Annotated in this window: 17 protein-coding genes; 4 read left to right on the top strand and 13 right to left on the bottom strand. The window is 59.2% G+C overall.

Translation table 11 applies throughout. The features are described 5' to 3' along the window. Positions 1-2: 2 nt before the first annotated feature. From GSQ81_RS08275 to ccsA, 12 genes are all read right to left on the bottom strand, one after another. Positions 3-398: a cupin domain-containing protein gene (locus tag GSQ81_RS08275; RefSeq protein WP_254060083.1), complete on the bottom strand. Its 396-nt coding sequence runs from the start codon at positions 396-398 to the stop codon at positions 3-5. A gap of 127 nt (positions 399-525) precedes the next feature. Next, a complete protein-coding gene (locus GSQ81_RS08270; RefSeq protein WP_158910308.1) occupies positions 526-2,997 on the bottom strand; it encodes an ATP-dependent Clp protease ATP-binding subunit in 2,472 nt (823 codons plus the stop codon). A 256-nt stretch (positions 2,998-3,253) separates the two neighbouring features. Beyond that, positions 3,254-4,081, bottom strand: coding sequence for an ABC transporter ATP-binding protein (locus GSQ81_RS08265; protein ID WP_158910307.1), 828 nt, complete (start codon positions 4,079-4,081; stop codon positions 3,254-3,256). After that, a complete protein-coding gene (locus GSQ81_RS08260; RefSeq protein WP_158910306.1) occupies positions 4,081-4,551 on the bottom strand; it encodes a carboxymuconolactone decarboxylase family protein in 471 nt (156 codons plus the stop codon). Before GSQ81_RS08260 ends, GSQ81_RS08265 begins: the two co-directional genes overlap by 1 nt. Beyond that, positions 4,544-5,827: an ABC transporter permease gene (locus GSQ81_RS08255; RefSeq protein WP_158910305.1), complete on the bottom strand. Its 1,284-nt coding sequence runs from the start codon at positions 5,825-5,827 to the stop codon at positions 4,544-4,546. Before GSQ81_RS08255 ends, GSQ81_RS08260 begins: the two co-directional genes overlap by 8 nt. A 37-nt stretch (positions 5,828-5,864) precedes the next feature. After that, complete coding sequence (locus GSQ81_RS08250; RefSeq protein ID WP_158910304.1) at positions 5,865-6,515, bottom strand: trimeric intracellular cation channel family protein; 651 nt, start codon at positions 6,513-6,515, stop codon at positions 5,865-5,867. Between the two features lie 65 nt (positions 6,516-6,580). Further along, positions 6,581-7,588, bottom strand: a complete 1,008-nt coding sequence (locus tag GSQ81_RS08245) for an NAD(P)-dependent alcohol dehydrogenase (RefSeq protein WP_158910303.1) — start codon at positions 7,586-7,588, stop codon at positions 6,581-6,583. Positions 7,589-7,742: 154 nt separating this feature from the next. Beyond that, positions 7,743-8,513: a DUF1080 domain-containing protein gene (locus GSQ81_RS08240; RefSeq protein WP_158910302.1), complete on the bottom strand. Its 771-nt coding sequence runs from the start codon at positions 8,511-8,513 to the stop codon at positions 7,743-7,745. Between the two features lie 92 nt (positions 8,514-8,605). After that, the gene (hemC, locus tag GSQ81_RS08235) at positions 8,606-9,577 is read right to left on the bottom strand and encodes a hydroxymethylbilane synthase (RefSeq protein WP_158910301.1); all 972 of its coding nucleotides are present in this window, start codon (positions 9,575-9,577) and stop codon (positions 8,606-8,608) included. 405 nt (positions 9,578-9,982) lie between these two features. Further along, on the bottom strand, positions 9,983-11,005 hold the full coding sequence (locus tag GSQ81_RS08230; protein WP_158910300.1) for a FecR domain-containing protein: 1,023 nt from the start codon (positions 11,003-11,005) through the stop codon (positions 9,983-9,985). A 293-nt stretch (positions 11,006-11,298) separates the two neighbouring features. Next, a complete protein-coding gene (gene hemA, locus GSQ81_RS08225) occupies positions 11,299-12,624 on the bottom strand; it encodes a glutamyl-tRNA reductase (RefSeq protein ID WP_158910299.1) in 1,326 nt (441 codons plus the stop codon). Next, entirely contained in the window at positions 12,621-13,430 is an 810-nt protein-coding gene (gene ccsA, locus GSQ81_RS08220) for a cytochrome c biogenesis protein CcsA (RefSeq protein ID WP_158910298.1), read from the bottom strand. Before ccsA ends, hemA begins: the two co-directional genes overlap by 4 nt. Positions 13,431-13,585: 155 nt before the next feature. Between ccsA and GSQ81_RS08215 the strand changes: the two genes are divergently transcribed. The 4 genes from GSQ81_RS08215 to GSQ81_RS08200 are packed head-to-tail and all read left to right on the top strand — an operon-like array spanning position 13,586 to position 20,021. After that, on the top strand, positions 13,586-14,374 hold the full coding sequence (locus GSQ81_RS08215; protein WP_158910297.1) for a glutaminyl-peptide cyclotransferase: 789 nt from the start codon (positions 13,586-13,588) through the stop codon (positions 14,372-14,374). Positions 14,375-14,416: 42 nt separating this feature from the next. Further along, positions 14,417-17,212, top strand: coding sequence for a DNA mismatch repair protein MutS (mutS, locus tag GSQ81_RS08210; protein WP_158912124.1), 2,796 nt, complete (start codon positions 14,417-14,419; stop codon positions 17,210-17,212). Beyond that, positions 17,209-18,402 carry an anhydro-N-acetylmuramic acid kinase gene (locus GSQ81_RS08205; protein ID WP_254060082.1) on the top strand — a complete coding sequence of 398 codons (1,194 nt, stop codon included), beginning with the start codon at positions 17,209-17,211 and terminating at the stop codon, positions 18,400-18,402. The genes mutS and GSQ81_RS08205 overlap by 4 nt, the downstream gene beginning before the upstream one ends. Continuing rightward, complete coding sequence (locus tag GSQ81_RS08200; RefSeq protein ID WP_158910296.1) at positions 18,399-20,021, top strand: ABC transporter substrate-binding protein; 1,623 nt, start codon at positions 18,399-18,401, stop codon at positions 20,019-20,021. The genes GSQ81_RS08205 and GSQ81_RS08200 overlap by 4 nt, the downstream gene beginning before the upstream one ends. A 603-nt stretch (positions 20,022-20,624) precedes the next feature. Here GSQ81_RS08200 and hflX read toward each other — a convergent pair. Next, entirely contained in the window at positions 20,625-22,154 is a 1,530-nt protein-coding gene (gene hflX / locus GSQ81_RS08195; RefSeq protein ID WP_158910295.1) for a GTPase HflX, read from the bottom strand. Between the last annotated feature and the right edge of the window lie 163 nt (positions 22,155-22,317).

Genomic DNA, 22,317 nt, shown 5'->3' with positions numbered 1-22,317 from the left:
TTTTATTCCGGCGGCCCAACGGTCACCACAAAGTAAATCGCCGTTGTGTCGCCGACATTCTTGATAAAGTGCTTATCCCCTGCGACGCAGATGCCTACATCGCCAGCCACCATCTTGCGGGTCACACCATTGGTCATCAACTCCACCGTGCCCTCGCGCACCAGCCACAGCTCGTTGTGCAGATGGGTTCCAATCGGTTCATGCGGAGCACCCACGGCCTGCGTCGTCTCATGCATCTCCAGCGAAGATTGCCAGCCTTCAGCATTCCGGTGACGTAATGGCGAGACACCCGCTCCTGTGCGCCGCCTGCCTTCGGCGGCTCCGGCGGAAACACGCCTGATTGAAGCACTGGTAGATTGCCCTGAGCGGCGGCTGACTCCGGCATCACTGCCGAACAAGCCAGCAACGCTGGCAGCAAAGTTGCAAACTCACGACGATCCATCGAACTCATAGAACAAAACTCCTCTACCTTAAACGATACGCCCCGGCAAAAAGCCGGGGCGTATCGTGCATCTGCATCTCCAACTAAACAGTGGTCAGCGCAAGGCCAGCCATCTTCTCTTCACCATCCGACGCAATGGGCCGGTAGAACAGCAAGTTGTTTTCCATGTAGACCTCGAGGAACGCAGGTCGCTGCGCAATCCCGCCGCCGATTAAGGCCTCCGACAGCGGATCCTCAACGTACTTCTGCAGAGCACGACGCAGCGGACGAGCGCCATAGGTACGGTCAGATGCAGTCTTCTCGATGATCCACTTCTTGGCCTCATCGGTCACAGAGATCGTGATCGCCTTATGCACCAGGTTCACATTGAGCTGCTGCACCAGCAGTTCGAGAATCTGCATCAGGTCAGCATCCGACAGCGAGGTGAAGATGATGATCTCGTCGAGACGGTTCAGGAACTCCGGATTGAAGGTGCGCTTCACCTCTCCCCGTACGAGTTCTTCCATCTTGTCGAGCACCATGTCTTCTTTCTCGCTCTGGAAGCCAAGTCCCTGCCGTTTCTGCAGATGCTTCGCGCCGATGTTCGAGGTCATGATGATGATGCAGTTTTTGTAGTCAACCGTATTGCCAAGGCCGTCCGTCAACTGCCCGTCCTCAAAGACCTGCAACAGCAGGTTGAAGACATCCGGATGAGCCTTCTCGATCTCGTCGAGCAACACCACGCAGTACGGATTGCGCTTGACCCGCTCGGTAAGCTGGCCACCTTCTTCGTAGCCGACATATCCCGGAGGCGAGCCGATCAGCTTGCTCACGGAATGCTTCTCCATGAACTCCGACATATCGAAGCGGATCAACGCCTTTTCCGAGCCAAAGAGGAACTGAGCCAGAGTACGCGCCATCTCTGTTTTGCCGACACCGGTAGGCCCAAGGAACAAAAAGCTGCCAATCGGACGCGCCGGGTTCTTGAGACCGGCACGCGAGCGCCGAATCGCTCGAGCCAGCGCCGAGATCGCCTTGTCCTGCGATATGACGCGTTTGTGCAGCTCTTCTTCGACGCGCAGCAGCCGTTGCGTCTCTTCTTCTTTCAGCGAGGTGATAGGAACACCGGTCCATCGGCTAACAACATCTTCAATGTCTTCGCGAGTCACGATGCCCGCGGAAGAATCGTCGAGGTGATACTTGTCGCGCAGCGTGCGCAGGTTCTCGCGCTCCTTACGTTCTTCGTCCGAGTAGAAACGCGCCTTCTCGAACTCGTGGTTCGCGATGGCGTTCTCCATGCGGTGCACGATGAACTTGATGCGCTTCTGTACCTCGGTCAGCTCCTCGGGCAGGGAAGTCTGTCGCAGCTTTACTCTCGCGCCGGCCTCGTCGATCAGGTCAATCGCCTTATCCGGAAGGAAGCGGTCAGGAATGTAGCGGCTCGAATGCGAGACGGAGAAGGTGATCGCATCATCGGTGTAGCTGACAGCATGAAACTTCTCATACTTGTCCTTGATGCCCATGATGATCTTGATCGCATCTTCTTCGTTCGGTGGTGGCACCTTCACAGCTTGAAAACGCCGCTCCAGCGAGCGGTCCTTCTCAATCGACTTGCGATACTCAGCAGGAGTGGTCGCACCGATGCACTGAATCTCGCCGCGGCTCAACGCCGGTTTCAAAATATTCGCCGCATCGAGGGACCCCTCAGCCGAGCCCGCACCGACCAGCGTGTGCAACTCGTCGATGAAGACGATGGAGTTCTGGTTCTCCATCAACTCTTTCATGATGGTCTTGAGGCGCTCTTCGAACTGGCCGCGATACTTGGTTCCAGCCACGATGAGCGAAAGATCAAGCGCCAGCACCCGCTTGTCTGCGAGGAAGCTGGGCACTTCGCCATCGGCGATCTTCTGCGCCAGCCCTTCGACGATGGCGGTTTTACCAACACCCGGCTCGCCGATCAACACAGGATTGTTCTTCGTCCGGCGGCATAGGATCTGGATGACGCGATCGACCTCGGCGTCTCGCCCAACCAACGGATCAAGTTGCTGGTCCATGGCGGACTGCGTAAGGTCGCGTGAGAACTCCGCCAACATACTCTGCTCGCCGCGCTGGCTCTTGCTGCCACCTTGTGCGGCAGGCACCTTCTCCTGCGTCGTCCGCTGTAGTTCCTCGCGAATCGCTGGCAGCCGGAGTCCCCGTTCCGTCAAAATCTCGGCGGCAAAGCACTTTTCTTCGCGCAGCAGCCCCAGCAATAGATGTTCGGTGCCGATGTGCTTGTGTGACAGCCGCTCGGCCTCTTCCGCCGCGTAGGCCAGTACCCGCTTGCACTCATTTGAAAGTGGCAGATCGACAGAGGTCGAAACCTTCTCTCGAATCGTCGTATGTCCTTCAATCTGCTTGCGTATGGATTCAACCGATGCGTGCGACCGCAAAAAGCGGTTCGTCAACGCCTTGTCCTCCCGCAGCAACCCCAGCAACAGGTGCTCTGTCTCGATGTAAGGCGACCCGAACTGGCTGGCCTCGTACCGAGCAAAGAAGATCACCCTCCGCGCCTTCTCCGTATAGCGTTCGAACATGTTCTCCCCTTCAACGCCGGCCACCACCGAGCCCGAAGGCCGCATAGCGCCGTTGGTACCGTACCCATCTCTGCGGCGACCGCCCGCAAAGACAATCAGGCTACTTCAGACTGCGAAGCATCCATCCCACTTCTATCAGTGTAGTCGCCTGCGCAACACATCTGGAAATACCTCAAAAGTTATGCAATAACTTAGCATTGTCTAACCACTACCCGTTAGATGAAAGCTGTGTAAAAAAGGCACCAAACCTGGTGCATCAGTCGCTGACCTCGACCAGCCGCCCCTCCCGCAACCTCAGCATTCTCCCGCAACGACCTGCAAATTCAAGACTATGCGTGACAATCACGCTGGTCAGCCCATGGGCAGTGTGGAGCCCCTGAATCAGCCCAAATACCGCCTCTGCCGTCTTTCCATCGAGGTCTCCAGTAGGCTCGTCGGCCAGAAGAATCTTCGGTTCCGTCACCAGCGCCCGCGCCAGCGACACTCTCTGCTGCTCCCCCCCGCTCAACTCGCCGCTGCGATGCTCGACGCGTTCTGCCAGTCCGACCTCGCTCAGCCAGACCCGCGCCCGCTTCAAAGCGGAAAGACGCCCCATCCCCCGCGCCAGCAATGGCATAGCTACATTTTCGAGCGCCGTAAACTCCGGCAGCAGGTAGTGGAACTGCCAGACGTACCCCACGTCCCGATTCCTAAAGTCCGCCGCCTGGGCCGCGGAAAAGGTACTCAAGCGACTCTCCCCGCACCAGACTTCTCCAGCCGTCGGCCTGTCCAGCGCAGCCAGCAAATGCAGCAGGGAACTCTTGCCTGCGCCACTCTCCCCAACGATGGCGACCATCTCTCCGGCATGAACCACCAGATCCAGCCCGCGAAAAAGCTCCAGCTCCCCACGCCCAGCCGCTCCGGGAACGGCGGCGTAGCTCTTTGTCAGCCCCTCGGCCCGCAAGACCACTGTCGCCTCAGTCGCACCTGGCAACGGCACCAGCGTGATCTCCGACTCTCCCCCCAAAACGTCATCTCGACCGGAAGCGGCGCTTTTGCCGCCGGGGTGGAGAGATCCGTGTATTTCGCCAGCCCATTCCGCCATTATTTCTCCATCTTCTCTGTACCCGCATGGCCGGGATACGCTCCCAGCGAAATTGCCAGCCGGTTCCACGCGTTGATCGTTGTAATGGTCAGCGTAAGATTCACCGTCTCCACATCGCTGAAGTGCGCGCGAACCTCGTCGTACACCGCATCGGGAGCATGGCCCGCCTGAATATTCGTCACCGCCTCGGTCCACGTCAGCGCAGACCGTTCCCGCTGCGTATAAATTGCTGAACCTCTCCACTCCGCAATCGTAGCAATCCGCTCCACCGTCTCATTCAACTTCCGAAGTTCAGCAGTATGGACGTGGACGCAATACTCGCAGCCATTCATGAGCGAGGAGCGCAGTCTTACCAGCCCAAGCAGCGATGCCTCCAGCTCCGATCCGGTATTCAGATAATGTTCTAGTTCGTGCATCTTCGCCATGCCATCAGGCACTAGCTGCGCATACTTCAACCGTGGTTCACTCATAACGCAAAGCCTCCGCAGGCAGCACCCGCGCCGCCGACCTGCTCGGATACAGCGTAGCAATCAAGCTCACTCCTAACGATACGGAGGCCACAACCACTGCATCCCGGATCCTCGGAGCGAACGGCAGATAGTCGATCGAATAAACCGACGCATCGAGAGGCAAGTGGTAATGGCTACCCAGCCAACTCAAGCCATATCCCAACACCAACCCAATGACTGTACCGATGACTGAAATCAACAATCCCTGCAGCAAAAAGATTCGCCGCACCTGCTCTGCGCGCACGCCGAAGCTCATCAGCACGGCAATGTCCTTGGTCTTCTCCATCACCATCATGGTCAGCGCAATCAGAATATTCAGCGCGGCCACGCACACGATCAGCGCCAGCACAATGAACGTCACATACTGCTCCAGCTTCAGCGCGCGGAACAGTTCGCGATTCAGCTCCATCCAGTTCGTGGTCTCAAATCCCTGTCCCGCCGCCTTCTCAATTTCTTTGCCGATCCTGTCGGCATGATAAAGATCATCCACCTTGAAGCTGATCACCGAGATCAAATCCGGTTCGCTGAAAAGCTTCTGCGCATCCGCCAACCGCACAAATGTATAGCCAATGTCGTATTGATAGAACCCCGACTTGAAGATCCCCACCACCTGAAACCGTTGATAGCGCGGCACCAGCCCCAACGGCGTCAGTTCTCCCTGTGGGCTCGTCACCAGCACATCGTCTCCGACACTCGCGCCAACCGTCTCGGCCAAATCCTTCCCAATCACAATCGGCGGAATCGCTTGCACCGCCACAGAACTGGGTGCCCCACGTCCCGATTCTGGGACGTGAGTTTCCGTAGCTTCAACCGGCTCCAAATCCTTAGCCGATCCCTCTGCCACCGATTGCAATAAATCCCCAACCTTGCGTTCATCCGCAGGAATCACTCCCTTGATCAAAGCCCCCCCGCTCCGAGCACCTCGCGAGATCAGCACCTGCCCATACAGCCCCGGCGCAGCAGCCGTCACATGCGGCAGCTTCCGCAGCTTCTCCAGCAATGGCCTCCAATTCTGAATGCCATCAGCTTTCACCCGCATCAGGTCCACATGTGAGGTCGAGCCCACCAGCCGCGCCTGCAGGTCTCGTTGCATCCCATTTGTAATCGCGAGTGCAATAATCAGCGAAGCCACCCCAGCCGCGACGCCGATCACTGAGATCGCAGTGATGACGCCCACAACAGCCTGTCGCCGCTTGGCCCGCAGATACCGCATCGCAATAAAGAATTCAAATCGCATCGAACCTCAGCTTACTATCCGGCGACGATTCCACGCTTTAATGCACCATCACCCTGGGCAGGTTCCAGTGCTGCCACACCGCAACCATGCGCAGCGTAAAACATACCCCTGCTCCCAGGCTCATCGCCAGACCACGAGGCATCTTCATTCTTACTCCCATCACCACAGCCGCTGCACCAGCCAACGCCGCGGAGGCATATACATCCGTCCGCAACACCGCCGGAACCTGCGCCAGCAGGATGTCCCGCACCGTGCCGCCGCCCACGCCGGTCAGGCCTCCCATCAGCACAGCAATGAGAGGATTGATGCCAAACTCAAGCGCCTTGTCCGCGCCAGCCACTGCGAACAGCGCCAGTCCTGCGGCATCCAGCGTGATCATCAACGGCTGCGGCACACTCCGGAAAAACTCGTAGAAGAAGAAGACCGTGCCGCCACCGGCAAACGCCGTCGCGCCATAACGCCAGTCGCGAATGCTGTTGGGCGGTACCGCGCCGATCAGCATATCTCGGATAATTCCGCCGCCCAGCGCCGTTGCGAACGATAGAACCAATAGCCCCAGAAGGTCGAGGTTCGCCCGGATCGCCGCCATGGCTCCTTCCACCGCGAACACGTAGGTTCCCAGAAGGTCCACCACTAGCAGCAAAAAATCAGGGCTATATCTTGCGAACCTGCGCTTCTCTTCTGTCATCAATTCTCCAAAGAGAAAGGCGAAAGCCGAAGCTCCCGCCTATCTCTCATCTCACAATGGCCACGCTAGTTGGCCAGAACCGCCCGATACCGCACCTGGTTCTTCTTCACTTTAGCCACAGCGTCATTCGCCTTGCTCATCGCAAATCGCTCTGTAATAGCCTTCACGCCATGCCGCGCGGCAACATCCAGCATCTCGTGAAGATCGCGCGGGCTGCCGGTCGGGCTGCCCGAAATTGCTCTCTGCGCCCCCAACAGCGAAAATGCCTGAATCTGTATCGGCGAGGGAGGAACGCCCACCACGCAAAGCATTCCCTTGGGGCGGAGCGCATTTATATACCCCTGCCAGTCCTGGTCCGCGCTCACGGTCGAAAGCAGAAAGTCAAATGAGCCTGCGACTTTCTTCAGTGCTCCCGTGTCCTGCGTATTCAGAAAGTGATGTGCTCCAAGCTTTAACGCCTCGGCTTCTTTGTCTTTCGAGGTAGAAAACGCCGTCACCTCTGCGCCAAACGCCTTGGCAAACTGAATCCCGAGATGCCCCAGGCCGCCGATTCCGATGATGCCCACGCGCGAAGACGGACGGATTCCATGATTGCGCAACGGGCTGTAGACCGTAATTCCAGCGCAAAGCAATGGAGCCACATTTTCACTCTCAAGCACTGCCGGCACCGGAATCGCAAAGCGAGAATTGACGCGAATCCTGTCCGCATATCCGCCATTCCGCCCAACGCAGGTCGGCTGTGACTTCGCGCAAAGGTGCTCATCTCCCTGACGGCACCACTCGCACACCCCGCAGCTATCCGCCTGCCAGCCCACGCCTACCCGGTCGCCAATCTTTCGGTCCCCCACTCCACTGCCCACCGCCACGACCGCTCCAACGATCTCGTGGCCTGGGATAAAGGGATATTTGCTGAATCCCCAGTCGTTGTCGATCAGGTGAATGTCGCTGTGGCACACCCCACAATGCGAGATCTTGATCTCGACTTCATTCGCCTGCAACTCACCGGGATCGTACTTATAGGGCAGCAAATGCGCACCGGCCGCGTGCACAGCCAAACCATGTATCTCACTCATTTGAAATCTTTCCTTTAGGTGCCTGATGTACTCGTCCGCACCTGCTGTCTGATGCTACAACATCGCCAATGGCAAAACGTTGTGACAATTTCACACGGCTCTGCCATTAAGGCTGCAAGATCTTGCAATATAAGCGAGAGCTGCCCTTGAAAGGTCAGGGAAGGGTTTTAAACAGGATGTTGCGGTACTCGACCTTCATGGGCGGACCGACATGGACCTGCACCCCGATCAGTCCTTTGAACTTGCGGTTAGGCTCATCGTCATCAATGACTTCGCTCATGACGTGACCGTTAAGAATATGGATCAGCACGTTACCGCGAACGATCAAGTGATACTGGTTCCAATCGTTTGGCTTGATGAAGGCCTTCAGTTCATCGGCGTCGCCAAGGCTGCCGATGACCGTCGCTCCTTTGCCGGTGACGACGTGAGTAATGGTTCCGCGCATGGCAAGAAACGTGCGGCCGCGCTCCTCATAGTTCTGCCCGGTATATTTGTTTTCGCCGTCAATGTCCGCCTGATAGCCACGGAGCAGCCACTTGGTACCGGGAATCTGTACGCTGCGATAGTTGATGCCGCTATTGCCGTGATCGGTGATGCGGAACTCGGCCTTGAGCTCGAAGTTTGCAGGGGTTCCGCCGCGCCAGATGATGAAGCTGTTCTGCTTCAACAGGGTCTCCGGCGTGATGATGCCGATGAGCTCATGATCTTCGACGTGCCAGTACTTTGGGTCGCCGTCCCAGTTGTGCAAGGTCTCGCCGTCGAAGATTGGCTTAAAGCCTGCATCGCTGTCTTCAAACGGATGAGGATAGATCTGCGGGCCCGCTGGCGGAGCCAGCGGGAAGGACTGGCCCGGCGCGGTCTGGGCAATGGTCGCGATGACAAGAAGAATGACGAGGGACAAACTTGAAGCGCTGACTCGGGGCATGGATTCTCCTGTAGGAGGTGCCCCTTGTTTTTACTGCCCTCAAGGAGAGAAATGCAAGGTTGAAATACTTTTTGTAATGAACTCCAGCCACATTACAAAGTCGCTGCCAGCAGGTCGAGAGCGCCTTTCGACTTCAGATCAGCCGCGACCCATTGGCCGAAACACTCCGGCGTGGTATCGAGCGGGGTAGACGTGTCGATCTGGATCATGGCCTCGCCATCGGGAGCCAGCACCTGGGCGAACATGCGCCACTTCTCAAACTCGGGCAGGCAGTGAACGCCGATGGGAATCGAACAGCCTCCTCCGAGAGCGTCAAGTGCGACGCGTTCGGCTTCGACACAGAAGCGTGTTTCGGGGTGGTTGAAGAAGGCGACCGCCTGGCGAATATAAGCGTCGCGGCCCTCGTCGATGAGGTGCTCAGTGCTACGGGTTTCGATGGCCAGCGCGCCTTGTCCCGGCGCGGGACAAAGCTCTTCCGGCGAGAAGCGGTGATGAACCCATTCGGCGCGCTTGAGGCGGTCGAGACCTGCGGCGGCCAGAACCAGAGCGTCGCATTGCCCGGCAGCGAGCTTCTTGAGGCGAGTGTCGATGTTGCCGCGAATGTCGACGAACTCTACATCCGGGCGCAGCGCCAGCAGTTGGGCGCGACGGCGAGGGCTGGTTGTGCCAATTCTTCCGCCCATCGGCAGTGTGTTGAGCGACCAGTACGGCTCGCAGACCCAGACGTCGCGAGCGTCGGCGCGCTTGGGAATGGCGGCGAGGGTGAACTGCGGCGCGAGTTGCGTGGGCAAGTCTTTGAGGCTGTGGACGGCGAGGTCGATGCTGCCTTCTTCGAGCGCTTCCTCGATCTCCTTGATGAAGATGCCTTTGCCGTCGAGGTTCGCGGGTACGACAAAGCCTGGCTGCTGCATACGATCGCCAGTGGTGCGAATGACCTCAAGCTCGACGTGGTAACCAGCATCGCGCAGGGCGTAGAGAATGTGATTGGCTTGCCAGAGTGCAAGCTGGGAGCCTCGTGAACCGATGCGAATAGGGTTCTTTGGGTGATTAAATTCACTGCTCATAGGTTTGTTCTGATTGTAGGCGAGCAACTGCATTTTGGTTAAGGGTGGGTACCTCCCCCTCCCCTGTACTTAAGTCCCAAAGTCTTCAAAACAAAGAGCAAAGTCTGGACTTCGGTACGGAAGTCAACCCTCGTGCGGCGCTGGAGGGCGCTCGGGGAGAGCGGCGTTTGTCAAGTTTTGCCATCCTTATGTTCGAGACGATCCGGAGCAAAAAAACTGCCGGCTGAGTGAACCCAGCCAGCAGTTTCATTTTTTGGATTAGTGCGGATTCGGCTTAGAGGGAGAGGACAGGAAGTACAAGCAACAGCAACGACAAAATGCGGGGGTTCTTCGCTGCGCTCAGAATGACAAGCTTGAGGGGTACCTCACTCTTGGGGTACCCCTCTAAAGCGTCAGGGATCTGATCTAGCGGTGACCACCGCCACCACCGCCATGGGAGCCACCGCCCCCACCGCCTCCTCCGTGGAAGCCGCCACCGCCGTTGCCGTGGAAGCCGCCGCCGTTGCCTTGATAGCCTCCGGGGTGCGCGACGACGTGGCCGTTACTGCCCCGGGCAGGGCCAGGATGGCCGCCATATCCGTAGCCTCCACGATAGCCATACCCGCCCGGACGGCGATAGACGATGCCGCCGCCATAGATGTAGTAGGGCGAGTAGAAGCCATAGCCGAAGGGGTTCCAGAAGAGCCCGTCGCCGCCTGGCAGCCAGGTGTAGCCGAAAGGACCGCCTGCCCAGTACCAGCCGGGAGTGAAGCCGCCGTATCCGGCATATTGGGAGGCAAGGTCGATGTTGGCGTCGCCCAGGTAGGCCGAACGAAGGCTGCTCCATTTATAGAGATCGTCGTTCTTGGCCTGGTCCTTATTGAAGCGCTGCGGTTTGATGGCTTCGCCGTTCAGGACCAGTTGATGCCCACCTTTGACTTCAACCGGCTTGATGTTGCTCTGCAAGTTCTGTCCGGGGTAGACCGCAGCCTTGCCATCGAAGACGCGGACGGTCGAGTTATTGGCGTCGAAGCCATAGAGGCCATGCTGAAGCAGCTGGGTCTGGCCATTGGGGAGGTCGATGAGGACGGTGTTCTGCTTGTAGATCTGGTCGACTTCGACGCTGGCGTTGCCGCGTTCGAGCCTGACCTCGGTGTGGGTCAGGTCGGGCGAGACCATCTGTACGGTGCTGTCGTCTCCGAGGCGGAGAAATATGCCGGGAGTGAGCAAGATCTCTGCTTTGCCGTTGGCCGTGGCGATGACCTGGCCGGGCTGCATCTCGGTGCGGCCTACGGAGCGGCGGGAGAGTTGGCGGCCTTCTATCGAGGCCTGTCCTTCCACGTAATTAAGAGTGCCTGGGCTGGCTGGGTTCGCGTTCTGCCCGAAGGCGGGAGCGGCCAGAGTCGCCAGGGAGAAAACCAAGAGCGCTTTGAACTTTGGGATAGACATTGTTACAACCTCTAGCAATTTAGATGCGGCAATGACCGAAAGGTCACAAAGGGAGGCTGGCGAAGCTATTGAAATAGCTGGAGATAGCGCGCTAATCGAACGCAACTATTTTTATGATTGCGGGTTGTTATGGCATCGTCGCAACTATATTGGCCGTCTCCACAGCAGAAGGAGAACATACCCCAGGGACTGAAGCCCATTTTTAGGGCAGCATTTAGAGGGCCAAAGCTGAAGCCTTGGCGTACCTAGAAGAATATTCAAATGCAACCGGGGGTGGAGACTTGTCAGATTTCTCAATCTTCGTCGGTGGGTGGATCGGATTTTTGGTCGGACTGGCCCGTGTAGAGGCGCTGGAGGTCGGCGAGTGTTTGGGAGTCACCTTGTTGCGCGGCCTGACGGATGCCGGTCAGCGGGTGGTGGAGGAACTTTGCCGTGAGGGAGCGGGTCAGCACATCGACCGCCTCGCGCTGCTCGGGAGTGAGGCCGGCGAGCTTGGATTGCGAGCGGCGGAGTTCGGCCTGCCGGATGGCCTCGGCGTATTGCTGCAACGACTGAATGGCGGGTACGGCGTTGAGGGTTTGCAGCCGCTGGAGGTATTTGTCGACCTCGCGGGTGACGATGGCTTCGGCGGCTTCGGCTTCGCGGCTGCGGTCGGCGAGGTTGGCCTGTGCGACCTGCTGCAGGTCGTCGATATCGTAGACGAAGCAGCCTTCGACCTCGTTCATGCCGGGATCGACGTCGCGGGGGACGGCGATGTCGATGAAGAACATGGGGCGGTTGCGGCGGCGGTGCAGGAATTGCTGGCCGTGCGAGCGGCTGAAGATTTTTTGCGGCGCGCCGGTGGAGGTGATGACGATGTCGGCGCGGTCAGCCTGCTCGTAGAGCTGATCGAAGGGGATGATCTGGCCGTTGAACTCTTTGGCGATCTGCTCGGCCCTTGATTGCGTGCGGTTGGCGACGAGGATGGAGGCCGCGCCCTGCTGGATGAGGTGGCGTGCGGCAAGCTCGGACATCTTTCCGGCTCCTACGAGAAGGACGGTTTTGCCTTCGAGGGAATCGAAGATCTTGCGCGCGAGATCTACAGCCACCGAGGCGATGGAGACGGAGCTGGAGCCGATCTGGGTGTCGGTGCGGACGCGCTTGGCTACGGTGAAGGCGCGCTGGAGCAGGCCTTCGAGCGTGGTGGCGACCGCGCCGACTTCGCGGCCTGTGGTGTAGGCCTCTTTGACCTGGCCGAGAATCTGGGGTTCGCCTACGACCATGCTGTCGAGCGAACTGGCCACGCGGAAGAGATGGCGGACGGCCTCGCGCTCGCGGAACTCGTAGAGATGCGGCTGGAGATCGCTTGCGGGAATGTTGAGGTACTCGTAGAGGAAGTTGAGTGTGCCGGGATTCTCGGAGTGCGCGGCGTCCTGCACGGTGAGCAGCTCGACGCGGTTGCAGGTGGAGAGAATGATGGCTTCGCGAATGCCCGGCTGATGCGCTAGGGCGCGGGTGGCGTCGGCGAGGCGCGAGGGAGCGATGGCGAGGCGCTCGCGTACCTCGATGGGCGCGGTGTTGTGGTTGATGCCGAGGAGGATGACAACGGGTGAGCCCGGCGCTGAGAGGTTTTTCGTCATGGCGCGGTGAACCTGTGGACGGCCGAAAGTTGGTTGGCGGCCCAGACGGCGAGGACGACCAGGAAGACGAAGCTGGAGAGATAGACGGCGCGGCGTCCGCGCAGGCCGCTGTGGCGGCGGATGAAGATCATGCCGACGTAGGCCAGCCACATGGCGAAGGAGAGCAGGACTTTGGGGTCAAGGAAGTAAGAGGAGCCTATTGTCTGCTGGGCGATGACGGAGCCGATCAGCAGACCTGCGGTCATGCAGGGCAGGCCGAAGAGGAGCGTCTTAAGGGCGATCTGGTCAGTGGTCTCGAGCGGCGGAAGCCACTTAAATGCGGGAGACTTCTGCTTGAGACGGCGCTCCTGCACCAGATACAGCAGCGAGGCGAGCAGAGAGAGAAATAAGGCTGCATAGGCGGCGAGGAGGAGCGCTACGTGGAGGAAGATCCAGCCGGTGTGCAGGTGAGGGAAGTAGGTTGCCTCTTCGCCGGGATGGAACGCGGGGATGAGGCCGAGCAGGAAGCAAATAGGCAGGATGAAGATGCCGAGCGAGACGGTTTTGTATCGTGCGCTGATGAAGAGGAAGGCCAGTGCGAGGAGGAGGCCGAGGAAAGACTGGGCCTCGTGGGTGTCGACGGGGAGGCGATGATGGGCCGCGTTGAGCATCTCGATCAACGAGACGAAGTGGAAGAAGATGGCCGCCGTGGTGGCGGGGATGGCGATGTGGCGCCAGCGGGGACGGTCGTACAACGCCGCCGGAAGGACGGCGAGCGAGGCAAACGCGTAAAGAAGGACCGCGACTCTGAGCCAGAGGAGGGACATGGATATTCGTTCGCTTGTGGCGAATGTTAAGTATATCGGGTATGAGGGATGAGGAGGGCTTGCGCAGCGGTTCAGAGAACGGCATGCCACTCCGCGATGCCTTTTTCGACTAGTCTTAGGGTAGTTGCCGACGCAAAAGGATGCTGAAAGTCGCGATGAAATTAGCTGAGTCCCGATTCTTGCTGTTCGTTGTGATGTTGCTGGTGGCCGATACCGCGGTGGGAGTTGCGGCTAAGCTGAGTGCGCCGGTTGAGGGCTATCGCGTGGTGCATACCTATCCGCACGACAGTTCGGCGTTTACGCAGGGGCTGGTAATGGTCGATGGAATGCTCTATGAAGGCACCGGGTTGAAGGGGCGGTCTTCGGTGCGGGCTGTGGATTTGGCTACGGGTCGAGTGATTCAATCCGTGAAAGTGCCTGACAGATATTTTGGCGAAGGGTTGACGGATTGGGGCGGCAATCTGATCGAGCTGACGTGGCTGGCGCATCGCGGCTTTGTCTATGACCGCTTCAGTATGCGCGTGGTCAGGACGTTCGAGTACAAGGGCGAGGGTTGGGGGCTGACGCATGATCGTCAAAACCTGATTATGAGCGATGGCTCGCCCGTGCTGCGATTTCTCGATCCAGTGACCTTTAAGGTGGTGCGGACGCTTGCGGTATCGGATGGTGGGAAGCCGGTCAAGGAGCTGAACGAGCTGGAGTATATCCACGGCGAGATCTACGCGAATGTATGGCAGGCCTACCGGATTGCGCGCATCTCTCCGGCAACGGGTGAGGTAATTGGGTGGATCGACCTGAGTGGACTGTTGGAGGATGAGCCGAGGGACGGCAATGCGGTGCTGAATGGCATTGCTTATGACCAGAAGAGCGATCGTCTGTTTGTGACCGGGAAGCTCTGGCCGAAGCTGTTTGAGATCAAGCTTGTGTCGGCTCCGAAGAGATAGCCATGCAGCGTGCGGTATTCTGGCGGTTCTACGATAACAATGATGACGAATGAGACGACAAGCAATTTGATGGGCGATACAGCGGCTTTGACGCCGGTGATGCGGCAGTATTTTGCGGCGAAGGAGCAGTATCCCGACTGCCTGATGTTCTGCCGCATCGGCGACTTCTATGAGCTGTTTTACGAGGACGCGATCACGGCTTCGCGTGAGCTGCAACTGACGCTGACGGCCCGCGACAAAGAGAAGAAGCAGCCGATGTGCGGCGTTCCTTACCATGCGGCAGAGGGCTATTTTCAGCGGCTGCTGCGCAAGGGCTATCGCATCGCCGTGTGCGAGCAGATCGAAGATCCCAAGCTGACCAAAACAATTGTTCGCCGCGAGGTGACGCGGGTGCTGACGCCGGGGACGGCGGTCGATCCTGCGCTGGGTGCGGAGCAGAGTAATTATCTGGCCAGCGTGGTTGTGCTGGAGCAATGCGTTGGGCTGGCGCTGCTCGATCTTTCTACGGGAGAGTTTCGTGCGACTGAGTTTTCGGGTGCCGATGGCTGGGCGTTGGCAGCGGATGAGCTTGGTCGGGTGAGGCCGGTTGAATTGCTGTATGCACAGGGTGGGCTGGGCGGGTTGAACTATGGCTCCAGCGGTGTACTTCCCACCCTTCGCGATAAAGCCACGAAGGATGGGGCACTCGGAGGTTCGGGGTCGGATTCGACGGAGGATGAGGCTGCTTCGGCGGGGCTGGATGCGATTCGGACGAAGACTGCGGTGGAAGATTGGGTTTTTACCGCGGACTATGCTGTTCCATTGCTACGCAATCATCTTCGCGTGCAGTCGCTCGATGGCATGGGACTGAGTGGGCACGAGACAGCCGCTGTGGCGGCGGGTGCGCTGCTGCACTACATGCGAGCGACTAAGCAGGGTGGCTTGGAGCATGTGGATAGCCTGCGATTTTATGAGCGGTCAACCTGTCTTGAACTTGATGCGGTGAGCGTAAGAAATCTTGAACTAGTAGAGCCGCTGTTTTCAGGCGAGTCATCGCAGACGACCTTGTTCTATACGCTTGACGCGTGTTGCACTCCGATGGGGAAGCGCTTGTTGCGATCTACGCTACTGCGGCCTTCGAGCGAGTTATCGGAGATCAAGGCACGGCTCGAAGCAGTGGGCGAGGCGACGGCAGACCTGCGCAAACGAGAAGAGCTGCGACGATCGATGAACGGCGTGCTCGACCTGGAGCGGCTGCTGGGACGGGTCGCGCTCGATTCGGCCGGGCCGCGCGAGGTGATGGCGCTGGCGGGAACACTGAGCTGTCTGCCCGGAATTGTCGCTGTGGTGAATTTGTTTGAGGCTGGGCTATGGCGGAAGCTGAGTGGAGTTGCTGCTGCGGAAACCCATGTTCCAGAATCGGGACATGGGGCACCAGGTTTTGTTCCCGGTTCAGCGTTCGATGCGATGGAAGACCTGCACGAGATGATCGTGCGTTCTATCGCGGATGAGCCTCCGGTGTCGTTGGCCGATGGCGGCGTGATTCGCGCGGGCGTCGATGCGGAGTTGGATGAGTTGCGCGAGTTGTCTCGTAGCGGACGGCAGGCGCTGGTGGCGATTGAGGAGCGCGAGCGGCAGCGCACGGGAATTGGCTCGCTGAAGGTTCGCTTCAACTCGGTTTTTGGCTACTACCTCGAAGTGACCAAGGCGAATGCGAAGTTAGTTCCTGCGGATTACGAACGCAAGCAGACGCTGGTCAATGCCGAACGATTTACGACTCCGGAGTTGAAGGAGTACGAGACGAAGATTCTGACGGCGCAGGAGCGCAGCGGCGAGATTGAGCGCAGGTTGTTCGCCGAGCTGCGACGGCAGTTGCTCGACGCGGCGAAGCGAATGCGCGACACTGCGCGGCGCGTGGCTGAGATCGATATGCTGGGATGTTTTGCGCATCTGGCGGCGCTGCGTGGATGGACGCGGCCTGATGTCGATGCCAGCGGCGTGCTCGAGTTCATAGGAGCGCGGCATCCGGTGGTGGAACGGCGGCTGGAGGAGAGTGGCGGCGGGCGATTTGTGCCTAATTCGGTGCATCTCGATGCGGATGCGGGACCTGCGGTGCTGCTGATTACCGGACCGAACATGGGCGGCAAAAGTACCTATCTGCGGCAGGCGGCGCTGCTGGTGGTGATGGCGCAGTGCGGGTGTTTTGTTCCGGCGGAGCGAATGAGGGTGGGCCTCGTTGATCGCATCTATACGCGCATCGGCGCTAGCGATAATGTGGCGCGTGGCCGCTCGACCTTCATGGTGGAGATGACGGAGACCGCTGCGATTCTGAACACCGCGACGAACCGCAGCCTGGTGCTGCTCGACGAGATGGGTCGCGGGACGGCGACCTATGACGGGCTTTCGCTGGCGTGGGCAACGGTGGAACATCTGCACGATCGCATCGGCGCGCGCACTCTGTTCGCTACGCACTATCACGAGCTGACGCTGCTGGCGGAGCGACTGGCACGGCTGACAAACCTGCGCGTGACGGTGAAGGAGACGCCTTCGGGAATTGTGTTTCTGCACACGGTCGAGGCTGGCGCTGCGAGTAAGAGCTACGGCATCGAGGTAGCGCGGCTGGCCGGTTTGCCTGCGGTCGTAATCTCGCGGGCGCGTGAGGTGTTGAAGGTGCATGAGCGGGCGGAGACGCAGCAGGTTCGCGAAGCCGCTCCATCGACGCTGCAGATGCAGATGACGATGTTTACGCCGCTGTCGCAGAAGATTGTGGATAGGCTGGGCGAGGTGGATGTGGACGGGCTGACTCCGCGTGAAGCGCTGAATCTGCTGGCGGAGTTGCAGCGCGAGCTGAAGGGATGACGATGCCGAAGGCGATGGTGGTAGCGGGCGTGATGAGCGGGACTTCGGCGGATGGAGTGGACGTCGCGCTGTGCAGAATTTCTCCTGCGCGTGACGAGCGGGATACGCCTCGGGTGAAGTTGCTTGGTCATGTGGGGGTCAAGTATTCCAAGGCGGTGAGAGCAGCCGTGCTTGCGGCGATGGATGCGAAGACGGCTTCGGTGGCGGATCTTTCGCGGCTGAATTGGAGGCTGGGTGCGATCTATGCCGACTGTGTGGAGAAGGCGGCGGCGAAGTTTGGCGTGAAGCCGGGGCTTGTCGGATGTCATGGGCAGACGATTTATCACCAATCGACGGCTGCGAAATATTTGGGTGACGATGTGCGGTGTACCTGGCAGATAGGCGAAGCCGCTGTGATTGCCGAGCGTCTGCGCGCGCCAGTGGTGAGCGATTTTCGTCCGGCGGATATGGCAGCGGGAGGACAGGGCGCGCCTCTGGTGCCGATGCTGGATTACGTGATGTTCCGTTCAGCGAAGGTAAGCCGTGTGTTGCAGAATCTTGGCGGCATCGGGAACCTCACGGCGATTCCTGCGGGAGCTGGCGTTGATGGTGTGATGGCATTCGATACGGGGCCGGGAAATATGGTGATCGACTCCTGTATGCAGCAGCTTTATGGAAAGGCGTTTGATCGCGGCGGTGCAGTGGCTCGGCAGGGAAGAGTGATTTCGTCTGTAGTGGCAACGGTTTTAGAGGAGAAGTATTTCGCCGCGCTGCCGCCTAAGAGCTGTGGGCGCGAACAATTTGGTGCTGATTTTGTTGCGCGGTTTATCTCGCTGTGCCGGAAGGTGGGTGCGAGCGATGCGGATATCATCGCGACGGCAACGGCTTTGACTGCGGAGTCGGTCTTGCATGGTTATCGAAAGTTTGTTTGGGCGCATCTGGGGAATGCTGCTCCACTGGCGAAGACGGAGTTCGTCGTCGCTGGTGGCGGAGCGAAGAATGTCGCGTTGATGGCGATGCTGCGCGAGCGTCTGCAGCCCATCGGAGTGAAGGTGCGCTTGATGGAAGAACTGGGAGTTCCGGGTCAAGCTAAGGAGGCGGTGGCGTTTGCGCTGTTGGCATGGCTGACTTGGGTTGGGCTGCCGGGAAATGTTGCGAGTGCTACGGGTGCTGCGAGAGGTGTGGTGTTGGGGAAAGTCACGCGCGGATGAGCGATGCGATTGGGCTGAGGAATGCGGTTCGTGCTTCGAGCGAAAACCCATGTCCCAGAATCGGGAGATGGGGCACCCGGTTTGTTGGCTGGTTGATGTTGGTGGTTTGTATTGGGTTGGCCGGGTGCCATGGGCAGAAGGATGCACCCGGAACTGTCGTGATGGTGATCGAGAGCAGCCCTAACAATCTCGACCTGCGGCAGGGAACCGATGCGCAGTCGGCGAGGCTTGGCAGTCTCATCTTCGACGCGCTGGTGCGCAAGGACGAGCACTATAATCTGCGTCCCTGGCTGGCCACCAGTTGGGAGCAGCCCGATGCCTTGACGTGGATCTTTCATCTGCGCGATGGTGTGTCCTTTCAAAACGGAAAGCCGCTGACCGCGGATGATGTGGCGTACACCATCAATAGCCTGATCGACGGGACGTTGGTGACAGGGAAGAGCGGGAACTTCGCCTCGGTGCTGAAGGTTGAAGCGCGGGATCGGCTGACCGTGGTGGTGCACATGAAGCGGCCTGATGAAGGGCTGCTCTTCAATATGAGTGACGGCCTCTTCGGCGTGGTGCCGCAGGGCGCGGGAAGAGACTTCGGACTGCACCCCGTTGGAACCGGCCCGTTTGAATTTGTGAGCGCGGTGCAGGACAAGGACGTGATCCTGAAGCGCAACCCGCACTACTGGGTGCAGTCTCAGCCTCCTCCCGCGGGAGCGAGCCGGATCGAGCAGGTTCGGTTCGAGGTTGTTCCCGACGCGATCACAAGCGCGCTGGAGTTGCAGAAGGGCTCGGCAGATTTAGCCAGTAACGTGCTGACGCTGGACATGGTCCACCAACTCCGCCGTGATCCAAACCTGGCGGTGGAAACCGGGTTGGGATCGCAGGCGTTCTATCTGACCTTCAACGTGACCGATCCTCTGCTGAAGGACAGACGCGTGCGACAAGCGGTGGCCTGCGCCATCGACCGGCAGGCCATCGTGCGCGACCTGTGGCGCGATCAGGCGCGGGTCGCGAATACCTTGCTGCCGATCGGGCACTGGGCGGCGGCAAGCGAATCGGAGATGGCGCAGTATCCGCATGATGTTGCACGCGCGGAGCGATTGCTCGATGAAGCAGGCTTTCCTGCGGGCAAAGATGGCGTGCGGTTGACGATCACGCTGAAGACGAGCACCGACGAGTCGACACGCCTGATGGCGATGGTGCTGCAACAGCAGATGCGGGCAGCGGGAATTCGCCTGAATATTCGCTCGGCGGAGTTTGGAACTTTTTACTCCGATGTGACGCGCGGCGCCTTCCAGATGTACGCGCTCAAGTGGATCGACAGCAATGAAGATCCCGATATCTTCCACTACGCGTATGCGACGGAGAGCTTTCCGCCGCGGGGCGGCAATCGCGGGCGGTACTCCAACTCGAAGCTCGATGCTTTGTTGAACGCGGCCGCTGCGGAGACGGATCAGCAGAAACGACGCGCAGAGTACATCGAGGTGCAGCAGATTCTTTCCGAAGATCTGCCGTCGATTCCACTCTGGTATCCGAACAACGAGGTTGTCCATACGCGCCGGGTCGGGGGCATTCAGCAGCGGGGATCGGGCAGCTTCGAGTTTTTGCAGGACGCATGGGTGCGGTAGCAGGAATGTGGGCGTATCGGACTCCATACTTCTGAGCTGGATGATGAGAGGAGGACAGATTTAGATTTAGTCCGGTGACGGCAGCGGAGATGGGCGGCATTTTTACTCACATGGAGAATCGGTAGCGGCGTGCTCAGCGCTTTTGAGTTCCTGCAGAGATGGATTTCAAGATGCAGCGATCAATGTCACCGAGTCACCTGGATCTTTTCGTCGATCTTGCCGTAGGCATAGGCTCTTCCGTAACCAGGGGCACTTCAGTGAAATTCTCCGTCAGCGGAGGTGACTGAACCTGCCACTCCAAGCCGGCCGCCTGCAAGAGGTTCGCTCCTGTAACCTTTTCAACGACCAAAGGAGACAAACGGCCGGCAGATATCCGATCGCAAGCACCGAGGCCCCGGCAGTCGATAACACATTCAATACCTGAACTCGGGAGGATAGGAGTGGTAACGACGGGGGTAGCCCCAGGTAGCCAAGAATAAATTGTGGGAAAAAGGTGAGATTGGTGTTCGTTAAGGAAAGCCTGATTAAGTCCCAATGATTCCCTCAGAGGCTAAAGCCTCTTTTCGTAAGAATGACTTACGACGCGGCTGAAGCCGCGCCCCTTCAAAGGGATGACTTAATCAGAGGTTCCTTAGACGGTTCAGGTTTTTCACGGAAACGGCGGTACCGGTTAAGAAGAGATGCTGGTCCGCGGGCTCGAAAAAAGACGAGGTTGCCTTCGAAGCGTTTCTCGTCGATGATGGCTCCGGCTTCGAGCGAGGCGAGGATTGCGCCTTCGGATTGCGGGAGGCGAAAGCTGAATTCGACGAGCGGATCGACCACGAGCGCGGCATCGATGGCAATCAGGAGTTGTTCAAGACCGGTGTGCCGAAGCGAGGAGACGGGAATCGCATCGCGGTCGCTGGAGAGGTGGACGAGTTCCTGGGGCGGGACGAGATCGATCTTGTTTAGGACCTGGATGACCCGCTTCGTCGAAACTGCAAGCTCGGCCAAGACTTTCTCAACCTGAATTTTCTGCTCTTCTCGGATCGGACTGGCGGCGTCCTGGACGTGGATAAGAATCTCGGCTCGCTCGACCTCTTCGAGGGTAGCGCGGAAGCTCGTAACGAGCGTGTGGGGAAGGTTGCGGATGAAGCCGACAGTATCGGAGAGCAGAATCTTGCGGCGGGAGGGGAGCTGCAACTGCCGGAGTTTGGGGTCGAGAGTAGCGAACATGCGGGCCGATTCGAGCACGCCAGCCTCGGTGAGTGCATTGAAGAGGGTGCTCTTGCCTGCATTGGTATAGCCGACGAGGGCGACCACAGGGACCGGAACTGCTTCGCGGCGCTGCCGCTGTTGATGGCGGATGCGGCGGACGCCGTCGAGCTGGGTCTTGATATGGTCGAGGCGAAGATTGATCTTGCGACGATCGGTCTCGAGCTGGGTCTCGCCAGGGCCGCGGGTCCCGATGCCGCCGCCAAGCTGCGACATGGCGCGACCGCGTCCGGCGAGCCGGGGGAGCTGGTATTCGAGCTGTGCGAGTTCTACCTGGAGCTGACCTTCACGGGTCCTGGCGTGGCGGGCGAAGATGTCGAGGATGAGCTGCGAACGGTCGATGACGTGGCAGGGTAGCCGGGCTTCGATGTTGCGGAGCTGCGAGGGAGTGAGGTCGTGGTCAAAGAGAACAAGCGACGCGTTGGTAGAGGCGACGACCTCAACGATTTCGTCGAGTTTCCCCAGGCCGACGAGGCTGGAGGGATCGGGTCTCTGACGGCGCTGCACGAGAGTGGCGGCGATGGTCGCACCAGCTGACCGAGCAAGCTCTTCGAACTCTGCGCGGCTGGCATCGAAGTCGAGAGTGGAGGCTGCATCGGCTGGGAGATCTTCTTCTCCAGCCGTGACGGCGGCCGCGGTGCGGGCTAGTCGAGCGGCTGCGGTAAGCTGCTTGCGCTTGCGGAGCTCTCCGGTGAACTCGACCACGACAATTACGGCAAGTTCCTGCTGAGTCTGCGAGGTACGAAGTTCGCGGGCGAGGAGTGCCGCGTCCTGGGCCTCGCTTGCTTCGACGAGACTGCGACGGACCGTCTTGCCGCGGTTCCGGCGTGATTGCGTTTGATCCCGGGTGGCTTCAGGTGAAGCCTTCTTGCTGGTCAAAGTTGTCTCAATTCAGGGCCGCGTCTCCGGCCAACACTCCTAATGATACTGAATGGCAGCGAGCCACTCGCGTCCAGCCTGTGACAACGTCCGTCAACAAATCCGATTCCTCCTTTGCCCGCTATACTCTCTGGAGTCCACACAACAGCGTTCGAGGCAGTGG

Origin of the sequence: Granulicella sp. L56 (assembly GCF_009765835.1) — a bacterium.
Taxonomy (GTDB): Bacteria; Acidobacteriota; Terriglobia; order Terriglobales; family Acidobacteriaceae; genus Edaphobacter.
Note: the sequence above shows the minus strand (reverse complement) of the source record. Positions and strands in the feature narration are given on the sequence as shown.

Coding starts and splice junctions, on each gene's coding strand:
- GSQ81_RS08270 (WP_158910308.1), bottom strand. CDS start 2,997: ATGTTCGAACGCTATACGGAGAAGGCGCGGAGGGTGATCTTCTTTGCT.
- GSQ81_RS08265 (WP_158910307.1), bottom strand. CDS start 4,081: ATGGCGGAATGGGCTGGCGAAATACACGGATCTCTCCACCCCGGCGGC.
- GSQ81_RS08260 (WP_158910306.1), bottom strand. CDS start 4,551: ATGAGTGAACCACGGTTGAAGTATGCGCAGCTAGTGCCTGATGGCATG.
- GSQ81_RS08255 (WP_158910305.1), bottom strand. CDS start 5,827: ATGCGATTTGAATTCTTTATTGCGATGCGGTATCTGCGGGCCAAGCGG.
- GSQ81_RS08250 (WP_158910304.1), bottom strand. CDS start 6,515: ATGACAGAAGAGAAGCGCAGGTTCGCAAGATATAGCCCTGATTTTTTG.
- GSQ81_RS08245 (WP_158910303.1), bottom strand. CDS start 7,588: ATGAGTGAGATACATGGTTTGGCTGTGCACGCGGCCGGTGCGCATTTG.
- GSQ81_RS08240 (WP_158910302.1), bottom strand. CDS start 8,513: ATGCCCCGAGTCAGCGCTTCAAGTTTGTCCCTCGTCATTCTTCTTGTC.
- hemC (WP_158910301.1), bottom strand. CDS start 9,577: ATGAGCAGTGAATTTAATCACCCAAAGAACCCTATTCGCATCGGTTCA.
- GSQ81_RS08230 (WP_158910300.1), bottom strand. CDS start 11,005: ATGTCTATCCCAAAGTTCAAAGCGCTCTTGGTTTTCTCCCTGGCGACT.
- hemA (WP_158910299.1), bottom strand. CDS start 12,624: ATGACGAAAAACCTCTCAGCGCCGGGCTCACCCGTTGTCATCCTCCTC.
- ccsA (WP_158910298.1), bottom strand. CDS start 13,430: ATGTCCCTCCTCTGGCTCAGAGTCGCGGTCCTTCTTTACGCGTTTGCC.
- GSQ81_RS08215 (WP_158910297.1), top strand. CDS start 13,586: ATGAAATTAGCTGAGTCCCGATTCTTGCTGTTCGTTGTGATGTTGCTG.
- mutS (WP_158912124.1), top strand. CDS start 14,417: ATGACGAATGAGACGACAAGCAATTTGATGGGCGATACAGCGGCTTTG.
- GSQ81_RS08205 (WP_254060082.1), top strand. CDS start 17,209: ATGACGATGCCGAAGGCGATGGTGGTAGCGGGCGTGATGAGCGGGACT.
- GSQ81_RS08200 (WP_158910296.1), top strand. CDS start 18,399: ATGAGCGATGCGATTGGGCTGAGGAATGCGGTTCGTGCTTCGAGCGAA.